The organism is Pseudomonas syringae pv. cilantro (assembly GCF_001293775.1).
GTDB classification, from domain to species: Bacteria; Pseudomonadota; Gammaproteobacteria; order Pseudomonadales; family Pseudomonadaceae; genus Aquipseudomonas; species Aquipseudomonas syringae_P.
Genome location: NZ_LGLN01000078.1, coordinates 44,249 through 63,925, shown reverse-complemented (window position 1 = coordinate 63,925; position 19,677 = coordinate 44,249). Strand labels below are relative to the sequence as shown.

Below are 19,677 nucleotides of genomic sequence, written 5' to 3'. Positions count from 1 at the left end.
CATCGTGATAAAAAAGCGCTTTAATTATCAACTATCGTGCGATGCAGGGCATAGGCATAGGCATAGGCATAGGCATGAAAATCGCACGAACAAAAAAGGGCCAACCTTTCGGTTGACCCTTTTTTCACCGCCCAGCAGAGCGGATTTTATCTGGTAGGCGCGATTGGACTCGAACCAACGACCCCCACCATGTCAAGGTGGTGCTCTAACCAACTGAGCTACGTGCCTGCTGTGGGTCGGCATTCTACGGGCATTCAACTGCCTGTCAATCTGTTTTTATCCTAAGCCCATGAATTACAGCGCTTTTTGTTAAAAAACAGGTCAGAGCTGTTTTCTTCTGTGGCTGGCAGAGGTTTGGTATCTCGGGTACGATCAGCGCCATCGTCAAGAATATTAAACGGAGTCTCAGGATGGCGAACACGCCCTACCCGCAGTCCTATTACGCTGCCTCGGCCAATCCCGCGCCAGAACGTCCCGCCTTGCAGGGCGAGGTCGAGACGGACGTGTGCATCATTGGTGCTGGCTACACGGGCTTGTCCAGCGCGCTTTTCCTGCTGGAGAACGGATTCCGGGTCACGGTGCTGGAAGCGGCCAAAGTCGGCTTTGGCGCGTCGGGGCGTAATGGCGGGCAGATCGTCAACAGTTACAGCCGTGACATCGACGTGATCGAGCGCACGGTCGGCCCGCGTCAGGCGCAGTTGCTGGGGCAGATGGCTTTCGAGGGCGCGTCCATTATCCGTGATCGGGTTTCCCGTTATGGCATTCAGTGCGACCTGAAGGACGGCGGCGTGTTTGCTGCGCTGACCAGCAAACAACTGGCGCATCTGGAAGCGCAGCAGCGTCTTTGGGAGCGTTACGGCCACAGCAAGCTGGAGCTGATGGACAAACGCCGCATCAATGAGGTGGTGGCCTGCGATCAATACATTGGCGGTTTGCTGGACATGACCGGCGGCCACATCCACCCACTCAATCTGGCGCTGGGCGAAGCCGCGGCTGTCGAGACACTGGGCGGCACGATCTACGAGCAGTCTGCAGCGATTCGTATCGAGCGCGGTGCCAACCCGGTGGTCCATACCGCACAGGGCAAAGTCCGGGCGAAGTTCATCATTGTGGCGGGCAATGCCTACCTCGGTAATCTGGTTCCGGAGCTGGCGGCGAAATCGATGCCATGCGGTACTCAAGTGATCACCACCGAGCCATTGAGCGATGAGCTGGCAAAAAACCTTTTGCCGCAGGACTACTGCGTCGAAGACTGCAATTACCTGCTGGATTACTACCGCCTCAGCGCCGACAAGCGTTTGATCTTCGGCGGTGGTGTGGTCTACGGCGCAAGAGATCCGGCCAACATCGAGGCGATCATTCGACCGAAGATGCTCAAGGCGTTCCCGCAGCTCAAGAACGTGAAGATCGACTACGCATGGACCGGAAATTTCCTGCTGACCCTGTCGCGCCTGCCGCAGGTCGGACGGCTCGGCGAGAACATCTATTATTCGCAGGGCTGCAGCGGCCATGGCGTCACCTACACGCACCTGGCCGGCAAGGTGCTGGCCGAAGCATTGCGCGGTCAGGCCGAGCGTTTCGATGCGTTCGCCGACCTGCCGCACTATCCGTTCCCTGGCGGCCAGATGCTGCGCACGCCGCTGACTGCGCTGGGCGCCTGGTATTACAGCCTGCGGGATAAGCTGGGTTTCTGATCAACCTCATAACGGCACCTCATCGGTGCCGTTTTTTTCAACGCTGCGTTGATTTCATTTAACGCCGCGTGCCAGGGTTTTCCTGGCTTCGCCTGCCGCCTGTTCCTGACCAGCCTTCGCCAGCGCATCAGCCGCCTGCAACCAATGCTGCTGATCGACGTTGGCGGGCAGCTGGCGAGGTGACTGAACCAGTACCGCCCAACTGCCAGCGCCTTTCCAGGCAGAGGTGAAGCTGCTGAAGCTCATCGAATAGCGACGGTCCATCCCGACGTTGAGCAATACCGTTTCTTTAACCCGGTTGTAACCGATCAACACGGCGTAACGCGACCCTTTCCAGAATGCGGAGCCTTGGGCAAGACGCAACATCACCGGATAACCGGCCGAGACCTGAGCCAGCAAGTCCTGCAATTCGCCACCGAGCGGATAAACCATGAAGCCATATTCGCGTGCAACTTTCGGCAGGCTTTGCTCCAGGCGATCTTCGGCACCTGGCAGTTGCAGCGGCTTGTCGAGCAAGCCAGGCGTGGTCTGCACCTGCTGATTAGCCAGCATGCTCGCCAGCACCATCGGGCCGCTTTGATAGGCGTTACCCCGGAAGAACGGCACAGAGGTCAATTCGACCCGGTCTGGTAGGCGCTTGATAGCGGGCGTGACCATCGAAGTGCAACCGGCCAGGCCAAGAGCCAGTGCACCGGCAAGCCAGCAGCGTTTGAAGGGGTTGGAACTGGAAAAAACAGACAACGACAGCATGCTCACTCACTTGAACTGATGTCGGGCAACCCGCGACCCGATCCGGGCATTGATCATAGAGCTGTCCGGCGTCACGGTATAGCGTTGTTCAGCCGCCCGTTCGGCGGAAACGAGCCAATCAGTCATAGCCCGATGCCATTGGTCAATTAAACCGAAACATGCCCCGTACTAGACTGTCAGTTATCAAGACCGTTACAGAAAAGCAGGATGGGGAGGCGCTTATGAGCCTGGAACTGACAATCGTGATGCTGACCGCTTCGTGGCTCGCCGTGTCGAGCGCCATGCTGTGGGGGGTAATGCGCGTTTCGCGGCGTCGCCACCCTCCGCGCAGCATCGAGCCCATTGCGGTGCAGAAGCCGGACTTGGCAAAGCCGGCCAACGGGCAACCTGCGGTAATCGGCTGAGCCATGCACGCCTGTGTTCATGCATGTGCATCATGCATTGAATGCAAAAAGGTCGACCCGGTTACCCGGGTAGACCTTTTTTCCAGCCTCGCGCGCTATCAGCTGGCTGATACTTTCGCAGCAGCAGCCTTCCTGCGACGTGCTCTGCGTACCAGCATGTTCAAGCCTTCAATGGCGGCCGAGAACGTCATGGCTGCGTAGATGTAGCCCTTCGGAACATGGGCGCCGAAGCCTTCAGCAATCAGCGTCATACCGATCATGATCAAGAAGCCCAGTGCCAGCATGACCACCGTCGGGTTGTCGTTGATGAACTTCGCCAACGGGTTGGCAGCCACCAGCATCACGATCACGGCGCTCACTACAGCGATGATCATGATCGGCAAGTGCTCGGTCATGCCCACGGCAGTGATGATACTGTCGATGGAGAACACCAGGTCCAGCATCAGGATCTGCACGATTGCCGCGCCCATGCTCAACGCAACCACCGAACCGAGCGCCTTCTCTTCGTCAGTCTTGACGTCCATGCTGTGATGGATTTCCGTGGTCGCTTTCCAGACCAGGAACAGACCACCGGCGATCAGGATCATATCTTTCCATGAGAACGCCTGACCAAACACTTCGAACACCGGCTCTGTCAGCTGCACGATGTAGGCTACCGTACTCAGCAGACCCAGGCGCATGACCAGCGCCATGCCGATACCCAGTTTCCGGGCTTTTTCCCGCTGATGTTCCGGCAGCTTGTTGGTGATGATCGAAATGAAGATCAGGTTATCGATACCCAGCACGACTTCCATCACCACCAACGTCGCCAGGGCAATCCAGGCTGCCGGACTTGTCGCGAGTTCCAAAAGGTATTCCATAGATCACTGCCCCGCCTGAGCCAATAGTTATGCGTTAGATTTCTTTGTCGGATTTGCTTTCTGTTTCAGCCTTGCTTGGTGGCGTCTCAAGAATGGAAAGTTCCTGTTTGGCCTCATCCAGCGCCTTGGTCGCCGCCTGATGTGTCTCTACGATGGTCTGCTTTGCAGTCTCTGCTGCGGTATCGAGCGCCCGCTTGGTAGACGACTCTATCTGATCGCATCCTGCCATTACCAGTAGCGAGCCGCTCAGCATTACCGCATAAATGGAAGTCTTCATGAGTTTCCCTCAATGTGTGAGGCCGGATGTCCTGCCAGATGTTCTGTCGTAACCGGCGTTGGCAACAACTCTATACATTTTGAAACATCAGGAAAATTCGATTTTACAAGGCGTATACTTCGGTTTTTACGAATCGGCAAAAAATCATGCTCAACTATAGGCAGCTGCATTACTTCTGGGTCGTGGCCAAAACCGGCAGTATCGTGCGTGCTTGCGAGCAGCTGAACCTGACGGCTCAGACCGTCAGCGGGCAGATCAGCCTGTTGGAGACCTCGCTGGGCGTCGATCTGTTTCAGCGCGTGGGGCGACAACTGGAAATGACCGAAGCCGGTCGCATGGCCCTGCCCTACGCCGAGCAGATGTTTCAACTGGGCAACGAGCTGGAAAACCTGCTGCGTTCGCAACCGGACGAACAACAGTTGCTGTTCCGTATTGGCGTGGCGGATGTGGTGCCCAAATCAATTGTGTATCGATTGATTTCACCGACCATGAATCTGCAGGAATCCATCCGTATTACCTGCCGCGAGGACAAGCTGGAACGGCTGCTCGCAGAGCTGGCAGTGCAGCGTCTGGACCTGGTGATCTCCGACAGCCCGATGCCGCCGCATCTGGATATCAAAGGTCACAGCCACAAACTGGGCGAATGCGGGATCAGTTTTTTCGCCACGCGCGAAGTGGCCGAACGCGTCGGGGTAGATTTCCCGCAGTGTCTGCACGGCGCGACGCTGTTGATTCCGGGGCCGGAAACCGTGGTGCGTGGCAGACTGACACGCTGGTTTGCCGAGCTGAAAATCCAGCCGCGCATCATCGGCGAGTTCGACGACAGCGCCCTGATGAAGGCATTCGGTAAATCGGGCAGCGGCATTTTCGTAGCGCCCAGCGTGATCGCCGATGAAGTGCAGAGCCAGTATGACGTGCAGCTCATCGGCCAGACGGATGCGGTGACCGAGTCGTTCTACGCCATTACCGTCGAGCGCAAGGTTCGGCACCCCGGCGCAGTGGCCATCGCCGAAAGCGCCCGAAACCAGTTGTTTACCGACGCGGGCTAGGGTCACGCTTGATCAGCACCAGCGCCAGCACGATGGCCAGCACGATGATTGCGGCGGCGGCGAAACCGACGTTGCCCAGCCCCAGATGATCAATCACCCGGCCGCCGATGACTGCGCCGATGCCGATGCCCAGGTTCGCCCCGGCAATGTTCAGCGATGCGCCGAACGCGGGCGCTTCGGGTGCGGCCTTGATCAGGCGCACATGACTGACCAGAAACAGCGCGGCCTGCGTGATGCCCCACACCGCCAGTGCGAGCGCCAGCGCAATGATCGAATGAATGCTTGGCACCACCGCCACCAGGCCGATCACCATAAACGCGCAGAATAGCAGGCTGGCGATCAGCGGATGACGGTCGACCATGCGCCCGCCCAGCGCATTGCCAAGCAGACCGACCGCGCCAAAGCCCATCAGGCACCAGCCGACCAGATTGCCATCGAAACCGGCCAGGCGCTCCAGCATGTCTGCCAGGTAGGTGTACGCCGTGAACATGCCGCTGAACACCAACACCGAAAGCAACACGTGCCCTTGCATTATCGGGCTGCGCAGAATGGCGAATTGCTTGAGGATTGAAACCGGATTTTTCTTCGCCGCCGTTCTGGGCAGGTAGACCACGAGCAACAGCGCCTTGGCGAGCGCCAGTATGGCCAGTACCGCAAACGCGCTGCGCCAGCCAAAGGCATCGGAAATCAGTGTGCCCACAGGAATGCCGAACACCGTGGCGCAGACGATTCCGAAACCGATTCTGGCAATCGCCCGCCCGGCAAACTCCGGCCCGACGATATCCACCGCCGTTTCACTGGCCAGCGCCCAGAAAACCGGCAACCCCAGCGCAGGGATCAGGCGCGCAATACCCATCACCGCCATATTGGGGGCCATTGCAGCCAGCGCATTGGCGAATCCGAACAGGATGAGGATGCTGATGAACAGACGCTTGCGCTCGAAGCGCGAAAAGTAAGCGGTCAGGAAAGGACCGAAAGCGGCCACGGTAAAAGCGAACAGGGTCACCAGCAGGCCTGCCTGAGAAACCGTGACATTCAGGTCACGGGCCACCGCAGGCAACAGGCCGACAATGACGAATTCTGTGGTCAGCACGGTAAAACCGGCGGCCGACAACAGAAGGATGGGCAACAACATGAATACTCCATAACAACGATACAGATCGCTCGACAGCGCGACCTGCCGGGGGGGATTGAAGCGGGATGAAGCAGGATGTAGCGTTTATCGATCAGCGTGTGAGAATGAGGCGCTGTGGGAGTGAGCCGGGCGACGCTCCCACAGGCACCTGGTTTCAGATTTTAAAACTTGCCCATGAAGTCGCGTTTGCCGATCTCGACGCCATTGTGGCGCAGCAGGTTGTAAGCGGTGGTTACGTGAAAGAAAAACTGCGGCAAGGCGTAGCTGAGCAGATAAGCCTGACCATTCAGGCGCTTTTCCTTTTCAGTGCCAGGGCGCAGGACGATCTCGATGCCTTCCTTGCCGTCTACCTGTTCAGGCGTAATGCTGCCGATGAAGGCGAGAGTCTTGGCCAGCAATGCCTGTAACTCTTCGAAGGTGGTCTCGGTGTCTTCGTATTGCGGGATCTCGACGCCAGCCAGACGCGCCGACGCGCCTTTGGCGAAGTCGACAGCGATCTGCACCTGACGGGTAAAAGGCAGCATGTCCGGGAACAAGCGGGCCTGCAGCAAGGCCGGGGGCTGGATTTTCTTCTCGGTCGCGTAGGTTTCAGCCTTGGTCAGCACATCGCTGAGCGCGTTGAGCATCTGCTGAAAGACAGGAATGGAGGCGGCGTACAGGGAAATAGACATGACGTATCCTGAGTGAGAAAGGCGCAATTATAGACCGCCCGGCTGCGAATCACCGTGACACTTTTCAGTCGATGCGCAGATGATCGCCTGCGCCACTGGCAATAATTTCTGCCACGCCCTACGCTGATCCACCGCCATCACCCAGGGAAGCGTCATGTCTACCGAACTCTCATCCAGCGAATCGCCCGCGAACACCGAGGCATTGCAGCTCAACAGCACGGAAATCCGCATTCTTGGCTGCCTGATCGAGAAGCAGGCGACCAACCCCGAGACCTACCCGCTGACCCTTAACGCACTGGTGATTGCCTGCAACCAGAAGACCAGCCGTGATCCGGTCATGAACCTGACCCAGGGCCAGGTCGGTCAAAGCCTGCGCGCGCTGGAAGGACGCGGCCTGACGCGTCTGGTGATGGGCAGCCGTGCCGATCGCTGGGAGCACAAGGTCGACAAGGGTCTTGAGCTGGTTCCTGCACAAGTAATCCTCACCGGTCTGCTGTTGCTGCGCGGCCCGCAAACCGTCAGTGAACTGCTGACCCGCAGCAATCGCATGCACGACTTCGAAGACAGCGAGCAGATCGTTCATCAACTCGAACGCCTGATCAGCCGCGGGCTGGCGGTCCTGGTGCCACGCCAGTCCGGCCAGCGAGAAGACCGCTACATGCACCTGCTGGGTGATCCGCAAGACAGGCAAGAGCTTCTCGCGACTCGCCAGCAACCGCCGGAACGCGGCGCAGCGAATCCGGCCGCCAGTCAGCGCATCGATGAACTGGAAGCGCGAGTTGCCGCACTGGAAGAACGCCTCGCCAGGCTGGAGTGAAACGCACTGCCCTGCCCGTCTTTAGCGCACAGCAGCGTGTGGCTATCCGGCTCTGGCAAAAGCCGCCGCTTGCTGGAACTGCTCATCGGTCGGGCGCACGCCGGTATAGAGCACGAATTGCTCCAGGGCCTGGATGGCCGCGACTTCATCGCCGCTCACGACGCGCTTGCCCAGCCGACGTGCAGCCTGGATCAACGGTGTTTCAGCAGGCATCGCCACGGCGTCAAAAACAGTCTGCGCAGCTTCGATAGCCGGCAGGTCGAATGCCAGTTCATCGGCCTGCGCACCTTGCATGCCCAACGGGGTGACGTTGACCAGCAACGGAGGCCGCGCCGTTCCCAGTTCCGCCTGCCAGCGAAACCCGCAGGCCTCGGCCAGACGCTGCCCAGCCTGCTGATTGCGGGCCACAATCAGCCCATCGGTAAAGCCTGCATCCCTTAGCGCAAATGCAACGGCCTTGGCCATGCCGCCGCTGCCGCGCAGGGCAAATGCGCTGTGTGGCACAGCGTGACTGTCCATCAACTGCGCCACGGCAATGTAGTCGGTATTGAACGCTTTCAGATGGCCGTCGGTATTGACGATCGTGTTGATCGACTGGATAGCGGCCGCCGACGCGTCCAGTTCATCGACCAGTTCGATGCAGGCTTCCTTGAACGGCATCGACACGGCGCTGCCGCGAATACCCAGCGAACGGATGCCCGCTACGGCAGCCGGCAGATTATTCGGCGAGAAGGTCTTGTAATAGAAGTTGAGGCCCAATTGCTGGAAAAGATGATTATGAAAACGGACGCCGAAGTTTCCCGGGCGCGCGGCCATGGACATACACAACTGCGTGTCCCTGTTAGCTGTAATGGGCATGATGCTTCCTCCAGACGGTAATGGCTTGCCACTTCGACAACAGCGTAAGCTACGCACCAGGGTCTGTTCCCGTTGCATCACGAGCCGCGATGCAACGGGAACAGACCCTGGCCGATGCGGAAACGCACCTTACATAAAATTTACTCAGCGCTTTCGCAGATTCTTACAATTTCGATGTCATAGTGTTATCCCGTGGCAGTGCTTGAGAGTGATGCAGGCGCGCGACAACGGGTTGAGAGCGAGGAACAGTCATGATTCGTCAAATCCCCAAAATTGCCTTGTTTGTAGGTGCCTTGGCCCTTGCTGGCCAGGCGAATGCTGACCGTGGCTGGGGTGGCCCTGCCGTGGTAGGTGCTATCGTAGGCGCTGCCGTTGTCGGGGCGGCGGTATCTTCAGGCCGTGACAGAACGGTTTACGTGGAACGCGAGCCGGTCTACGTGCAACAGCAGCCGGTTTATTACGCACCACCGCCGGTCTACTACCAGCCGGCTCCGGTGTATCAGGTTGTCGAGCGCTACCCGCCGCCCCCACCGCCGGGCTACTACCATCGCTGGGGCCCGCCCCCAGGCCCCGCTTATTACTATGGTCCGCCACGCGGTCGTTGGTAACAGAACAAAAACCCGCCTTTTCAGGCGGGTTTTTTAATGGGTGTGCGCATGACATGGCCCGCTCGCGCAATGCTGCGAACCCCTGTTGTTATCAATGACTACTATCGAGAACGTCGATTTCTAACGTTGCCGATTGCCCCCTACAGTAACGCCATGGTTCGAGGAGGCAGCGTTATGACCAAGGTAAACATCATGTCCGTCGTCGGCAGCGCAGTGCCTGCCACGCTGAGAGCAAAAGGCTTGCTGGCCTGTTGGTATCTCATTCAGGACGGCGAGCCGGTCAGTGGCCCGCTCGCGTCGTTGCCGGTGGCCGAAGCGCTGTCGCGTCAACTGCAACGCCAACCCCTCCACAGCTGATTAACACGCTGCTTTCCCTCAGATACGTTCGGCCATTGCCGCGTTGACCTGGCAGCGGTGAGCCAGTTTCTGCAAACGCTTCTCCAGCGCCATGAACACCACGCGGTCAGTGCGGCCGCTGTCGAGTTCGTCTATCAGGTCATTGGCGACCTGTCGCAATTCATGCGCCAACACCACCCGGTCGTCATTCAGGTCCTGCTTGTGGGACTCGAACAGCCGGTGCAGGTAATCCTGCAACGTGTACTTCAGGCTGTGCCGGTCACTGGCACGCAAGTGCGTCAGGTTCAGGCTGATCTGCCCCTGCAACTCGCTCAACTCGCCACACAGGTATTGCATGCGACGGGCATAGCCCACTTCCCGATCACGCAGCTGCTTGTGCGCCAGCGCTGCGTCCTGTTTGCGCTGGATGGCCGGGACCGCCACGGCAACCATCAAACCGACGATCAGGCCGATGGCCTGCATCCAGCCAGCCCAGTCGGCCGGGCGCGAGGTCAAGCCTGCGCCCAGTAACAGCACGACAACCAGCGAAGCAGCGATCACCAGTAGCAGATAATCCTTGCCGATAAACCCCTTGAGCATTGCATGACTCCTTGAACCGCAGACCTGAATGCAGGGAATGCTAATCGGTGCGGGCCGCGCGCACCACGACTATTCAATTCCCAAGCCGTTTTAGGTAGCCCGTGAGCAGAAAGCCACTTAACAGTGACTTAACGGAATCCCGATTCCTGCATCTATTGATGAATCGCCCTACATCACCCATCGACATACGTCAAAGTCTGCTCATAAAATGCAGCGTTTTGACGCGATCCCTCCATTACCACCCTTTATCGAGTGAGCCTTGCTCTTGAAAATTCGTCTGTCTGTTTTGGGCCTATTATGTGTACTTACAGGTCCGGTACTTTCCACTACCACGTTTGCCAATGAAACCGCTGTCCTCAACCGCGACCCGTCCAACCTGCATCTCGCTTCCGGCAGCGCGATGGTCATCGATTTGCAGACCGACAAAGTGCTGTATTCCAGCAATCCGGATGTCATCGTACCGATTGCCTCGGTGACCAAGCTGATGACCGCCATGGTCGTGCTCGACGCCAAACAGTCGATGGATGAAGTCATCCCGGTGAATATTTCCCAGACTCCGGAAATGAAAGGCGTGTTCTCCCGCGTCAAGCTCGGCAGCGAAATGAACCGTCGGGACATGTTGCTGATCACGTTGATGTCTTCGGAAAACCGCGCTGCTGCCAGTCTGGCGCACAGCTATCCGGGCGGCTATCCGGCGTTCATCCTGGCCATGAACGCCAAGGCCAAGGCGCTGGGGATGAAACACACGGCGTATGTCGAACCTACCGGCCTGTCGGTGTACAACGTTTCGACCGCACGTGACCTGACCAAACTGGTGATGGCGGCACGCAAATACCCGATGCTCAGTGAACTGAGCACCACCGAACAGAAGACGGTCACCTTCCGCAAACCGACCTACACCCTCGGCTTCAGCAACACAGATCATCTGGTGCGCAAGGATAGCTGGAACATCAAACTGACCAAGACCGGCTTCACCAACCAGGCCGGTCACTGTCTGGTGCTGCTGACGACCATGGCCAACCGCCCAGTGTCAGTGGTTATTCTCGATGCTTTCGGCAAATACACCCACTTCGCCGACGCCAGCCGGATCCGCAAGTGGATGGAAACCGGCCAGAGCGGTCCGGCACCGGAAGTCGCCCTGCAATACAAGAAAGAGAAGAACCTGGTCATGAAGCAGACCGGTATTCAGGCCAAGGATTGATCATCCCTGGTGCGTAACGAAAAACGGTCGCGATGCTTGCACATCGCGAACGTTTTCATTTAACCGACCAGCACTCAGTTGTACTGCGTCACCAGCTTGGTGTTCAGGTACGCCTCGATGGCCTCGGTGCCGCCTTCGGAGCCGTAGCCGGAATCCTTGATCCCGCCAAACGGGACTTCCGGCAAGCCGATGCCCTGGTGATTGATCGACAGCATGCCGGCTTCAATGTGGCTGCTCAGCGCCTGAGCGGTCTTCATCGACGTGGTGAATGCGTAGGACGCCAGCCCGAATGGCACACGATTGGATTCGGCGATGGCCTCCTCGACCGTATCGAACGGCACCAGCAGCGCGACCGGACCAAAAGGCTCTTCGTTCATGATACGCATGGCAGGCGTCAGGCCGCTCAACACTGTTGGTTCGAAGAAATAACCTGGCCCGTTTATAGCCTTGCCACCGGCCGACAGCGTTGCACCGGCGCCCACTGCATCCTCAATCAGGTCAACCAGTGCCGGGATGCGTCGGTCGTTGGCCACTGGCCCCATGGTCGTGCCCGACTCCAGTCCGTTGCCGACCTTGATCTCACGGGTCAGACCGATGAATTTCTCGGTGAACGCGTCCAGCACCTTGCGCTGCACCAGAATCCGTGTCGGTGATACGCAGACCTGACCGGCGTTACGGAACTTTGCAGTGGCCAGCACGCGAGCAGCGAGGTCAATGTCAGCGTCGTCAAACACCAGAGCTGGCGCGTGCCCGCCCAGTTCCATGGTCGCGCGCTTCATGTGCTTGCCAGCCAAGGCCGCGAGCTGCTTGCCGACCGGCGTAGAACCGGTAAAAGTCACTTTACGAATCACCGGATGCGGAATCAGGTAGCCGGAAATTTCCGCCGGATCGCCATAAACCAGGCCAATAACGCCTGCCGGGACGCCAGCATCAGCAAACGCGCGAATCAGCTCGGCTGGCGATGCGGGCGTCTCTTCCGGCGCCTTGACGATGATTGAACAGCCGGCCGCCAAGGCCGACGACAGCTTGCGCACCACCTGATTGATCGGGAAGTTCCACGGCGTGAACGCGGCGACCGGACCGACCGGTTCCTTGATGACCTTTTGCTCGATGGACGCGCCACGCGAAGGCACAAGTCGGCCATAAGAGCGGCGGCCCTCTTCGGCCAGCCAGTCGACGACATCCGCAGCCGAAAGGGTTTCCATGCGCGCCTCGGCGAGCGGTTTGCCCTGCTCTTGCGTCATGATCCGGGCAATGCTGTCAGCACGCTCGCGCAGCAGATTGGCGGCTTTTTGCATGATCTTGTAACGGTCGTAGGCCGATGTGCTGCGCCAGGTGGCAAAGCCACGCTCGGCTGCCGCCATTGCTTCGTCGAGATCGGCGATACTGGCGTGTGCCACGCTGCCCAGCGACTCGCCGGTGGCAGGGTTGATCACTGGCAGGCTGCGGTTATCGCGACTGGCGCGCCATTGGCCGTCAATATAAAGCTGTACGTCTGGATACATCAGAATTCTCCATGATGATCAGGAGGAAATCGCTCGAAAAAGCGGTGTAGCATTTAGAACGGTAATACGCAGTGGGTCGAGCAACATCGGAGGTCTTGCTGGGAACGGTGCATGAGCCAGGTGCCCGCATCAGGCACCTGACAGGTCATATCACGCATCACAGAATCGGCTTGCCGCCCGTCACACCATAACGCGAACCCGAGATGTAACTGGCTTCGTCGGAGGCCAGCAGCACATAGATCGGGGAAACCTCGACCGGCTGACCGGGGCGGCCCAGCGGAGTCTCGGCGCCGAAGCTTTTCACGTCCTCGTCGGTCATGGTCGCCGGAATCAGCGGGGTCCAGATCGGGCCGGGGGCTACGCTGTTCACGCGAATGCCTTTCTCGCCCAGCAATTGCGCCAGGCCGCCGGTGAAGTTGGCAATCGCGCCTTTGGTGGTCGCGTAAGGCAACAGTGTCGGCTTGGGCATGTCCGAGTTGACCGAACTGGTGTTGATGATCGATCCGCCACGTGGCATGTGCGGAACCGCAGCCTTGCAGATCCGAAACATCGCGGTGATGTTGATATCGAAGGTTTTGACCCACTCTTCGTCGGAGATCTCTTCCAGCGTTTCGTGATTCATCTGGAACGCAGCATTGTTGACCAGCACGTCGATACGGCCAAACTCGGCGACGGTCTTGCTGACGATGTCTTCGCATTGCTGCTTCTGCGCCAGATCGCCCGGCAACAACAGGCATTTTCTGCCGGCCTCTTCGACCCAGCGCTTGGTTTCTTCAGCGTCTTCGTGCTCGTCCAGGTACGAAATCGCGACCTGAGCGCCTTCGCGGGCAAAAGCAATCGCCACGGCGCGGCCAATGCCGCTGTCAGCGCCGGTGATCAGTGCGATCTTGTCTTTGAGGCGGCCAGAGCCCTTGTAGCTCTTTTCGCCGCAATCCGGGTACGGGTCCATTTTGCCCTGCAGGCCTGGAACCTGTTGCGGCTGACTGGCAAACGGTGGTTTGGGGTAGTCTTCATTCATCTGGATACGTCTCCTTGAACGGTAACAACCCTTGTCGGCGGCACTGTGGCCTGGCTCGACAAGGGCGCTGGTGCAGGTTGCAGCAAGACAATCAGGCGCCAGGCTTGAGCACGACTTTGGTCCAGCCCTCATCGCGAGCGTCGAAGTGCTCATAGGCCGCCGGGCCTTCTTCCAGCTTCAGGCGGTGAGAAATGATCTGCGAAGGCTTGGCACGGTCGTGATGAATCAGCTCGGCCAATCGACGGTTGTAAGCCTTGACGTTGGCCTGGCCGGTGCGGATCTGCTGGCCCTTGAACCAGAACGAGCCGAAGTCGAAGGCCATCTTGCCCTCCTTCGCCAGGTCGTTATGAGCCCCCGGATCCTGTGGCACGAACACGCCTACGACGCCGATCCCGCCGGTCGCCTTGGTCGAGGCCACGAGGTTGTTCATGGTCACGTGATTGGCTTCGTGACCGTGCCGGTCACAGCACTGATAACCGACGCACTCGCAACCCCGATCGGTGCCTTTGCCATTGGTCAGGTCAAGAATCTGATCCACAGCGCCCTGCTCCAGCGAGTTGATCGGCGTCGCGCCCATCTTCGCTGCGAGGGCCAGACGGTCAGGGTGGTTATCGACCACAAACACCTGCGAAGCGCCCTTGATCATTGCCGAATGCGCGGCCATCAGGCCAACCGGACCAGCGCCATAAATGGCCACGCTTTCACCCGGCAGCAAACCTGCCAGCTCGGTGGCGTGCCAGCCGGTCGGGAAGATGTCCGAGAGCATGACGTAATCATCCTCGCGCTCGGACGCATCTTCTGGCAGTAGCAGGCAATTGAAGTCAGCGTACGGCACGCGCAGCAGCTCGGCCTGGCCGCCTTCGTGGTCGCCCATGTCGGCAAAGCCGTACGCTGCGCCAGCACTGCCCGGGTTGGCGGTCAGGCAATAACCGGTCAGGCCTTTCTCGCAGTTTTCGCAGAAACCACAACCGATGTTGAACGGCAGGCAGACCCAGTCCCCCACTTTGATGCGGTCAACACCTGCGCCGACCTCGATGACCTGGCCCATGTTTTCATGGCCGAAGATACGCCCGGTTTCGAACGAGGTCCGGCCTTCGTACATATGCAGGTCCGAACCACAGATATTGGTGGAAGTCACTCTGATCAGAGCATCTGTCGGCTTCTCTATCTTCGCGTCCGGTACGTTCTTGACACTGACGTCACGCGGACCGCTATAGACGATGGCTTTCATATCCGGCTCTCCTGAGTTTGAAAATTCGCTGTAGCTTTTTACGGCTCACCGAATGTCTGTCACAACGAGAACGGGCATGTTCAAAACGATTGCCTGCACACCTGACGAGCGGTCGTGGGCGACCAAGACAGAGTTCACACTTCACAGCAGTTCAAGATCAATCCAGGTGACGGATACACGCGTGTGCCGCGCGTAAATAAGCGTTTTCACGCCCAACCTTATGGTATACCATAATACGAAATACAAAGTAGCTGCTCCGGGAGTCGTTCATGAGCTTTGAAATTCGCAAGATCGTTAATTACACCGAAGAAACCCTCATCGAAGGCGGCAAAGCCACCGACAAGCCGGTCACCATGGTTGGCCTGGCGGTCGTGATCAAGAACCCATGGCTGGGCCGTGGCTTTGTCGAGGATCTCAAGCCGGAAATTCGCGCCAACTGCTCGGATCTGGGTGAACTGATGGTCAAGCGCCTCACCGATGCCATCGGCGGTGCAGACCGGATCGAGGCCTATGGCAAGGCGGCGGTGGTTGGTACGGACGGCGAAATCGAACACGCCTCGGCGGTGATTCACACCCTGCGCTTCGGCAATCACTACCGCGAAGCGGTAAAAGCCAAGAGCTACCTGAGCTTCACTAACAAGCGCGGCGGCCCTGGCACTTCCATTCAGATTCCGATGATGCACAAGGACGATGAAGGCCTGCGTTCGCACTACATCACCCTGGAAATGCACATCGAAGACGCGCCGCGCGCCGACGAGATCATCGTCGTGCTGGGCGCTGCCAATGGCGGACGTCTGCACCCGCGTATTGGCAATCGCTACCTCGATCTGGAAGAGCTTGCTGCCGAAAAGGCCCAGTAATCGTCTCTATCACCTTCTGCGCAGGAGCGATCCATGACTCAGCTCACCGCTGAACGCACCCCGGCGGGTACCAGCTATCTGGCTACCGGCCAAGGTCACCCCGTGGTGTTGATTCACGGGGTGGGCCTGAATAAAGAGATGTGGGGCGGCCAGATCGTGGGGCTGGCGCCGCATTATCAGGTCATTGCCTACGACATGCTCGGCCATGGCGCCAGCCCGCGCCCCGATCCTGACACTGGCCTGCCAGGCTATGCCGAGCAATTGCGCGAGCTGCTGGCGCACCTTGGCCTGGCGCAAGCAACGGTGATCGGCTTCTCGATGGGCGGGCTGGTGGCACGCGCATTCGCGCTGCAGTTTCCCCGGCACCTCTCGGGGCTGGTCATTCTCAACAGTGTCTTCAATCGCAGTCCGGAACAGCGCGCGCGCGTGGTCGAGCGCACCAGTCAGGCTGCCGAACACGGCCCGGATGCCAACGCCGCCGAGGCCTTGTCACGCTGGTTCAGCCGCGAGTATCAGGCGGCCAATCCGGCGCAGATCGCGGCTATTCGGCAAAACCTGGCCAGCAACGATCCGCAGGGCTACCTGACCACGTACAAACTGTTTGCCACTCAGGATATGTACCGCGCGGAAGATCTGGGCGATATTCGCGCACCGACATTGATCGCCACTGGTGAGCTGGACTCTGGTTCCACACCGGAAATGGCCCGTGAACTGGCCATGCGCATCCACGGCGCCGAAGTTGCGATACTGCCAGATCAGCGCCACATGATGCCGGTGGAGTCGCCGCGCCTGGTCAACCAGGTGTTGCTCGACTTTCTGGACAAGTCGGCTTCCGTCCACAACTCGATAAAGGGGATCGTTGCATGAGCCTTACCCGTTTTCAGATGTGCATCGACGGCCAGTGGGTCGACGCGCTGTCCGGCAAGACCTTCGACAGCCTCAACCCGGCACTGGCCGAACCCTGGGCGCAATTGCCCGACGCCGATGAGGCGGACGTCGAACGCGCTGTGCAGGCGGCGCAAAAAGCCTTCGAAAGCCCCGCATGGCGCGGTCTGACGGCCACCGCACGCGGCAAACTGTTGCGCCGGCTTGGCGATCTGATTGCCGAAAACAAAGAGCAACTGGCGCAACTGGAAAGCCGCGACAACGGCAAACTGATTCGCGAAACCCGTGGCCAGGTCAGTTACTTGCCAGAGTTTTTCCATTACACCGCCGGGCTGGCTGACAAACTCGAAGGCGGCACCCTGCCCCTCGACAAGCCTGACCTGTTTGCCTACACCGTGCACGAACCGATGGGTGTGGTGGCCGGGATCATTCCCTGGAACAGCCCGCTGTACCTGACCGCCATCAAGCTCGCTCCGGCGCTGGCCGCCGGCAATACCATCGTCCTCAAGCCTTCGGAACACGCCTCGGCGACTGTGCTGGAACTGGCGCGACTGGCGCTTGAAGCAGGCATTCCGCCCGGCGTGGTCAACGTCATCACCGGTTACGGCCCCACCACCGGCGCGGCCCTGACTCGCCACCCGCTGGTGCGCAAGATTGCCTTCACCGGCGGCGCTGCCACGGCACGTCACGTGGTGCGCAGCAGCGCCGAAAACTTTGCAAAGCTGTCGCTGGAACTGGGCGGCAAGTCACCCAACATCATTTTTGCCGACGCCGACCTGGACAGTGCCATCAACGGCGCAGTCGCCGGCATTTATGCCGCTTCAGGACAAAGCTGTGTGTCCGGCTCGCGCCTGTTGGTGCAGCATGAAATCTACGACGAGTTCGTCGAGCGCCTGGCCGAACGTGCGAGCCGGATCCGCATCGGCAACCCTCAGGACGAAACCACTGAAATGGGCCCGATGTCCACCGCTCAACAGCTGGCGGTAGTCGAAGGCCTGGTGGCCGACGCGCTGGCCGAAGGGGCACGCCTGCGGCTGGGCGGCAAGCGGCCCGAGCTGGACAGCAAAGGCTGGTTTTATGAGCCGACGCTGTTCGAGTGCGACCACAACTCGATGAAGATCATGCAGGAAGAAGTCTTCGGCCCGGTCGCATCAGTGATCCGTTTCAAGGACGAAGCCGAAGCGTTGGCGATTGCCAACGACTCGCAGTTCGGCCTGGCCGCCGGGATCTGGACCCGCGACCTGGGCCGCGCCCACCGGCTGGCTCGGGATATTCGTTCCGGGATCATCTGGGTCAACACGTATCGCGCCGTATCGGCCATGGCGCCCATCGGCGGTTTCAAAAACAGCGGCTACGGCCGCGAGAGCGGGATAGACTCCGTGCTGGCCTACACCGAACTGAAAACGGTGTGGATCAACCTTTCGCAGGCGCCCATGCCTGATCCATTTGTCATGCGTTAACGAGGCCGCTGCGATGATCGAACCGAGTATCTACAAAGAAGTCATGGCGTCATTCCCTTCCGGCGTGACGATTGTCACCACACTGGACCCCGAGGGCAATCTGGTCGGCATCACCGCCAGTGCGTTCAGTGCGCTGTCCATCGACCCGGCACTGGTGCTGTTCTGCCCCAACTACGCGTCCGACACTTATCCGGTGCTGCGCGACAGCAAGAAGTTTGCGATTCACCTGCTGTCTGCCGATCAACAGGTCGAGGCCTACGCGTTCGCCAGCAAGGGCAAAGACAAGACCAAGGGCATCGAGTGGCAGTTGAGCGCGCTGGGCAACCCGTTGCTGGACAAGGCCACGGCCATCATCGAGTGCGAGTTGTGGCGCGAATACGACGGCGGTGATCACGCGATCATTGTCGGCGCGGTGAAGAACCTGATTCTGCCGGCGATCCCGGTCACCCCCATGATCTATCACCGGGGCAAGATGGGAGCGCTGGCGCCAATCGTCTGAGGCTGCGGCGGGGGCTTTTGGTGGTGGCAGGCATCGGCGTGATAAACTCGGCCGCGACCCGGGTTCAAAGCGCCGGGGCATGCAGCAGGCCGCGTGGTTCGCGGGCTGACGACATGAGCAAGGCGTTGTTTACGATCATGTCTACCGTCATGTTTTTTACACCGCCAGCCTTTTTACATTGACAGCCCAATACCGAGCACACCCGATGAAACGCCTGCCACTCGACGACAACTTCAAGGTCAATCGCAACCCGATCACACTGCGGGAGATCGTGCTGGACAAGCTGCGCAGCGCGATCATGAACTTCCAGTTGCTGCCCGGCGATCGTCTCGTCGAGCGGGATCTGTGTGATCGTCTGGGGGTCAGCCGCACCTCGGTACGCGAGGCGCTGCGCCATCTGGAATCAGAAGGCCTGGTCGAGTTTGCCGATGCCAAGGGTCCACGCGTCGCCATCATTACCCTCGAAGATGCCTGCGACATCTACGAACTGCGCTGCGTGCTGGAGGGCCTGATCGTCCAGTTGTTCACCCTGCGCGCCAAACCCAAGGACATTCGAGCGCTGGAAAAGGCGCTGGAAGAGAATCGCCAGTCGCTCAAGGAAGGCGAGTTGCAGCAGGTGATCGACTCGGTGCAGGGTTTCTATGATGTGCTGCTGGAAGGCTCGGGCAATCAGGTTGCCGCCACTCAGTTGCGCCAGTTGCAGGCGCGCATCAGTTACCTGCGGGCGACCTCGGTTTCTCAGGAAAACCGCCGCGACGCCAGCAACAAGGAAATGGAACTGATCGTCGAAGCGATCAAGAGCGGTGACCCGCTGGCGGCGCATCAGGCCTCGGTCGATCACGTGCGCAACGCTGCGCGGGTGGCGCTGGAATACCTGAAATCCAAACAGGATGACGACGCAAAAGTCCGCGATATCGTTGCGCCTGTGGCCCTCAAAGAACCCCGCATAGGTCGATGAA

At 59.3% G+C, this 19,677-nt stretch carries 22 protein-coding genes and 1 tRNA gene; 12 read left to right on the top strand and 11 right to left on the bottom strand.

Annotated features, from left to right (window positions below):
• Window positions 1–151: 151 nt before the first annotated feature.
• Window positions 152–228: transfer RNA gene (locus ABJ99_RS21870), tRNA-Val, on the bottom strand.
• A gap of 182 nt (window positions 229–410) precedes the next feature.
• On the opposite strand from ABJ99_RS21870, the gene ABJ99_RS21865 reads away from it, so the two are divergent.
• Window positions 411–1,694 carry an NAD(P)/FAD-dependent oxidoreductase gene (locus ABJ99_RS21865; RefSeq protein ID WP_054087584.1) on the top strand — a complete coding sequence of 428 codons (1,284 nt, stop codon included), beginning with the start codon at window positions 411–413 and terminating at the stop codon, window positions 1,692–1,694.
• Between the two features lie 54 nt (window positions 1,695–1,748).
• On the opposite strand, the gene ABJ99_RS21860 is transcribed toward ABJ99_RS21865, so the two are convergent.
• Window positions 1,749–2,444 (bottom strand): peptidase C39 family protein, encoded by a 696-nt coding sequence (locus ABJ99_RS21860; RefSeq protein WP_054087583.1) that lies wholly within the window; start codon window positions 2,442–2,444, stop codon window positions 1,749–1,751.
• 221 nt (window positions 2,445–2,665) lie between these two features.
• Here ABJ99_RS21860 and ABJ99_RS21855 point away from each other — a divergent pair, with 221 nt between their 5' ends.
• On the top strand, window positions 2,666–2,848 hold the full coding sequence (locus ABJ99_RS21855) for a hypothetical protein (RefSeq protein ID WP_054087582.1): 183 nt from the start codon (window positions 2,666–2,668) through the stop codon (window positions 2,846–2,848).
• A 98-nt stretch (window positions 2,849–2,946) separates the two neighbouring features.
• Here ABJ99_RS21855 and ABJ99_RS21850 read toward each other — a convergent pair whose 3' ends face one another.
• A complete protein-coding gene (locus tag ABJ99_RS21850) occupies window positions 2,947–3,708 on the bottom strand; it encodes a TerC family protein (RefSeq protein ID WP_007251791.1) in 762 nt (253 codons plus the stop codon).
• A 34-nt stretch (window positions 3,709–3,742) separates the two neighbouring features.
• On the bottom strand, window positions 3,743–3,985 hold the full coding sequence (locus tag ABJ99_RS21845) for a hypothetical protein (RefSeq protein WP_054087581.1): 243 nt from the start codon (window positions 3,983–3,985) through the stop codon (window positions 3,743–3,745).
• Between the two features lie 146 nt (window positions 3,986–4,131).
• Here ABJ99_RS21845 and nhaR point away from each other — a divergent pair, with 146 nt between their 5' ends.
• The gene (nhaR, locus tag ABJ99_RS21840; protein WP_054087580.1) at window positions 4,132–5,034 is read left to right on the top strand and encodes a transcriptional activator NhaR; all 903 of its coding nucleotides are present in this window, start codon (window positions 4,132–4,134) and stop codon (window positions 5,032–5,034) included.
• Here nhaR and ABJ99_RS21835 read toward each other — a convergent pair.
• Window positions 5,018–6,169 carry an MFS transporter gene (locus ABJ99_RS21835; RefSeq protein ID WP_054087579.1) on the bottom strand — a complete coding sequence of 384 codons (1,152 nt, stop codon included), beginning with the start codon at window positions 6,167–6,169 and terminating at the stop codon, window positions 5,018–5,020. The genes nhaR and ABJ99_RS21835 overlap by 17 nt on opposite strands.
• 161 nt (window positions 6,170–6,330) lie before the next feature.
• Window positions 6,331–6,840, bottom strand: a complete 510-nt coding sequence (locus ABJ99_RS21830) for a DUF1993 domain-containing protein (RefSeq protein ID WP_054087578.1) — start codon at window positions 6,838–6,840, stop codon at window positions 6,331–6,333.
• Window positions 6,841–6,994: 154 nt separating this feature from the next.
• Between ABJ99_RS21830 and ABJ99_RS21825 the strand changes: the two genes are divergently transcribed.
• Window positions 6,995–7,657, top strand: coding sequence for a YceH family protein (locus ABJ99_RS21825; protein WP_054087577.1), 663 nt, complete (start codon window positions 6,995–6,997; stop codon window positions 7,655–7,657).
• 42 nt (window positions 7,658–7,699) lie between these two features.
• On the opposite strand, the gene ABJ99_RS21820 is transcribed toward ABJ99_RS21825, so the two are convergent.
• Window positions 7,700–8,515, bottom strand: a complete 816-nt coding sequence (locus tag ABJ99_RS21820; RefSeq protein ID WP_054087576.1) for a shikimate 5-dehydrogenase — start codon at window positions 8,513–8,515, stop codon at window positions 7,700–7,702.
• 251 nt (window positions 8,516–8,766) lie between these two features.
• Here ABJ99_RS21820 and ABJ99_RS21815 point away from each other — a divergent pair, with 251 nt between their 5' ends.
• The gene (locus ABJ99_RS21815) at window positions 8,767–9,123 is read left to right on the top strand and encodes a hypothetical protein (protein ID WP_054087575.1); all 357 of its coding nucleotides are present in this window, start codon (window positions 8,767–8,769) and stop codon (window positions 9,121–9,123) included.
• Window positions 9,124–9,297: 174 nt separating this feature from the next.
• Complete coding sequence (locus ABJ99_RS21810) at window positions 9,298–9,480, top strand: hypothetical protein (protein WP_054087574.1); 183 nt, start codon at window positions 9,298–9,300, stop codon at window positions 9,478–9,480.
• A gap of 18 nt (window positions 9,481–9,498) precedes the next feature.
• Here ABJ99_RS21810 and ABJ99_RS21805 read toward each other — a convergent pair whose 3' ends face one another.
• Window positions 9,499–10,059 (bottom strand): hypothetical protein, encoded by a 561-nt coding sequence (locus tag ABJ99_RS21805; RefSeq protein ID WP_054087573.1) that lies wholly within the window; start codon window positions 10,057–10,059, stop codon window positions 9,499–9,501.
• A 265-nt stretch (window positions 10,060–10,324) separates the two neighbouring features.
• On the opposite strand from ABJ99_RS21805, the gene pbpG reads away from it, so the two are divergent.
• Entirely contained in the window at window positions 10,325–11,260 is a 936-nt protein-coding gene (gene pbpG / locus ABJ99_RS21800) for a D-alanyl-D-alanine endopeptidase (RefSeq protein WP_054087572.1), read from the top strand.
• 74 nt (window positions 11,261–11,334) lie between these two features.
• On the opposite strand, the gene ABJ99_RS21795 is transcribed toward pbpG, so the two are convergent.
• The 3 genes from ABJ99_RS21795 to ABJ99_RS21785 all read right to left on the bottom strand — a co-directional run bounded on the left by ABJ99_RS21795 (window position 11,335) and on the right by ABJ99_RS21785 (window position 15,014).
• A complete protein-coding gene (locus ABJ99_RS21795) occupies window positions 11,335–12,765 on the bottom strand; it encodes an NAD-dependent succinate-semialdehyde dehydrogenase (RefSeq protein ID WP_054087571.1) in 1,431 nt (476 codons plus the stop codon).
• A gap of 157 nt (window positions 12,766–12,922) precedes the next feature.
• Entirely contained in the window at window positions 12,923–13,783 is an 861-nt protein-coding gene (locus tag ABJ99_RS21790) for an SDR family oxidoreductase (protein ID WP_054087570.1), read from the bottom strand.
• A 91-nt stretch (window positions 13,784–13,874) separates the two neighbouring features.
• Window positions 13,875–15,014, bottom strand: a complete 1,140-nt coding sequence (locus tag ABJ99_RS21785; RefSeq protein ID WP_054087569.1) for a glutathione-independent formaldehyde dehydrogenase — start codon at window positions 15,012–15,014, stop codon at window positions 13,875–13,877.
• A 269-nt stretch (window positions 15,015–15,283) separates the two neighbouring features.
• Here ABJ99_RS21785 and ABJ99_RS21780 point away from each other — a divergent pair, with 269 nt between their 5' ends.
• The 5 genes from ABJ99_RS21780 to ABJ99_RS21760 all read left to right on the top strand — a co-directional run bounded on the left by ABJ99_RS21780 (window position 15,284) and on the right by ABJ99_RS21760 (window position 19,676).
• Window positions 15,284–15,874, top strand: a complete 591-nt coding sequence (locus ABJ99_RS21780) for an amino acid synthesis family protein (protein ID WP_007251777.1) — start codon at window positions 15,284–15,286, stop codon at window positions 15,872–15,874.
• A 33-nt stretch (window positions 15,875–15,907) separates the two neighbouring features.
• On the top strand, window positions 15,908–16,741 hold the full coding sequence (locus ABJ99_RS21775; RefSeq protein WP_054087568.1) for an alpha/beta fold hydrolase: 834 nt from the start codon (window positions 15,908–15,910) through the stop codon (window positions 16,739–16,741).
• The gene (locus ABJ99_RS21770) at window positions 16,738–18,219 is read left to right on the top strand and encodes an aldehyde dehydrogenase (protein ID WP_054087567.1); all 1,482 of its coding nucleotides are present in this window, start codon (window positions 16,738–16,740) and stop codon (window positions 18,217–18,219) included. Before ABJ99_RS21775 ends, ABJ99_RS21770 begins: the two co-directional genes overlap by 4 nt.
• A gap of 13 nt (window positions 18,220–18,232) precedes the next feature.
• Window positions 18,233–18,718 (top strand): flavin reductase family protein, encoded by a 486-nt coding sequence (locus ABJ99_RS21765; RefSeq protein ID WP_054087566.1) that lies wholly within the window; start codon window positions 18,233–18,235, stop codon window positions 18,716–18,718.
• Between the two features lie 205 nt (window positions 18,719–18,923).
• Window positions 18,924–19,676: a GntR family transcriptional regulator gene (locus ABJ99_RS21760; protein ID WP_007251773.1), complete on the top strand. Its 753-nt coding sequence runs from the start codon at window positions 18,924–18,926 to the stop codon at window positions 19,674–19,676.
• Window position 19,677: the final 1 nt, after the last annotated feature.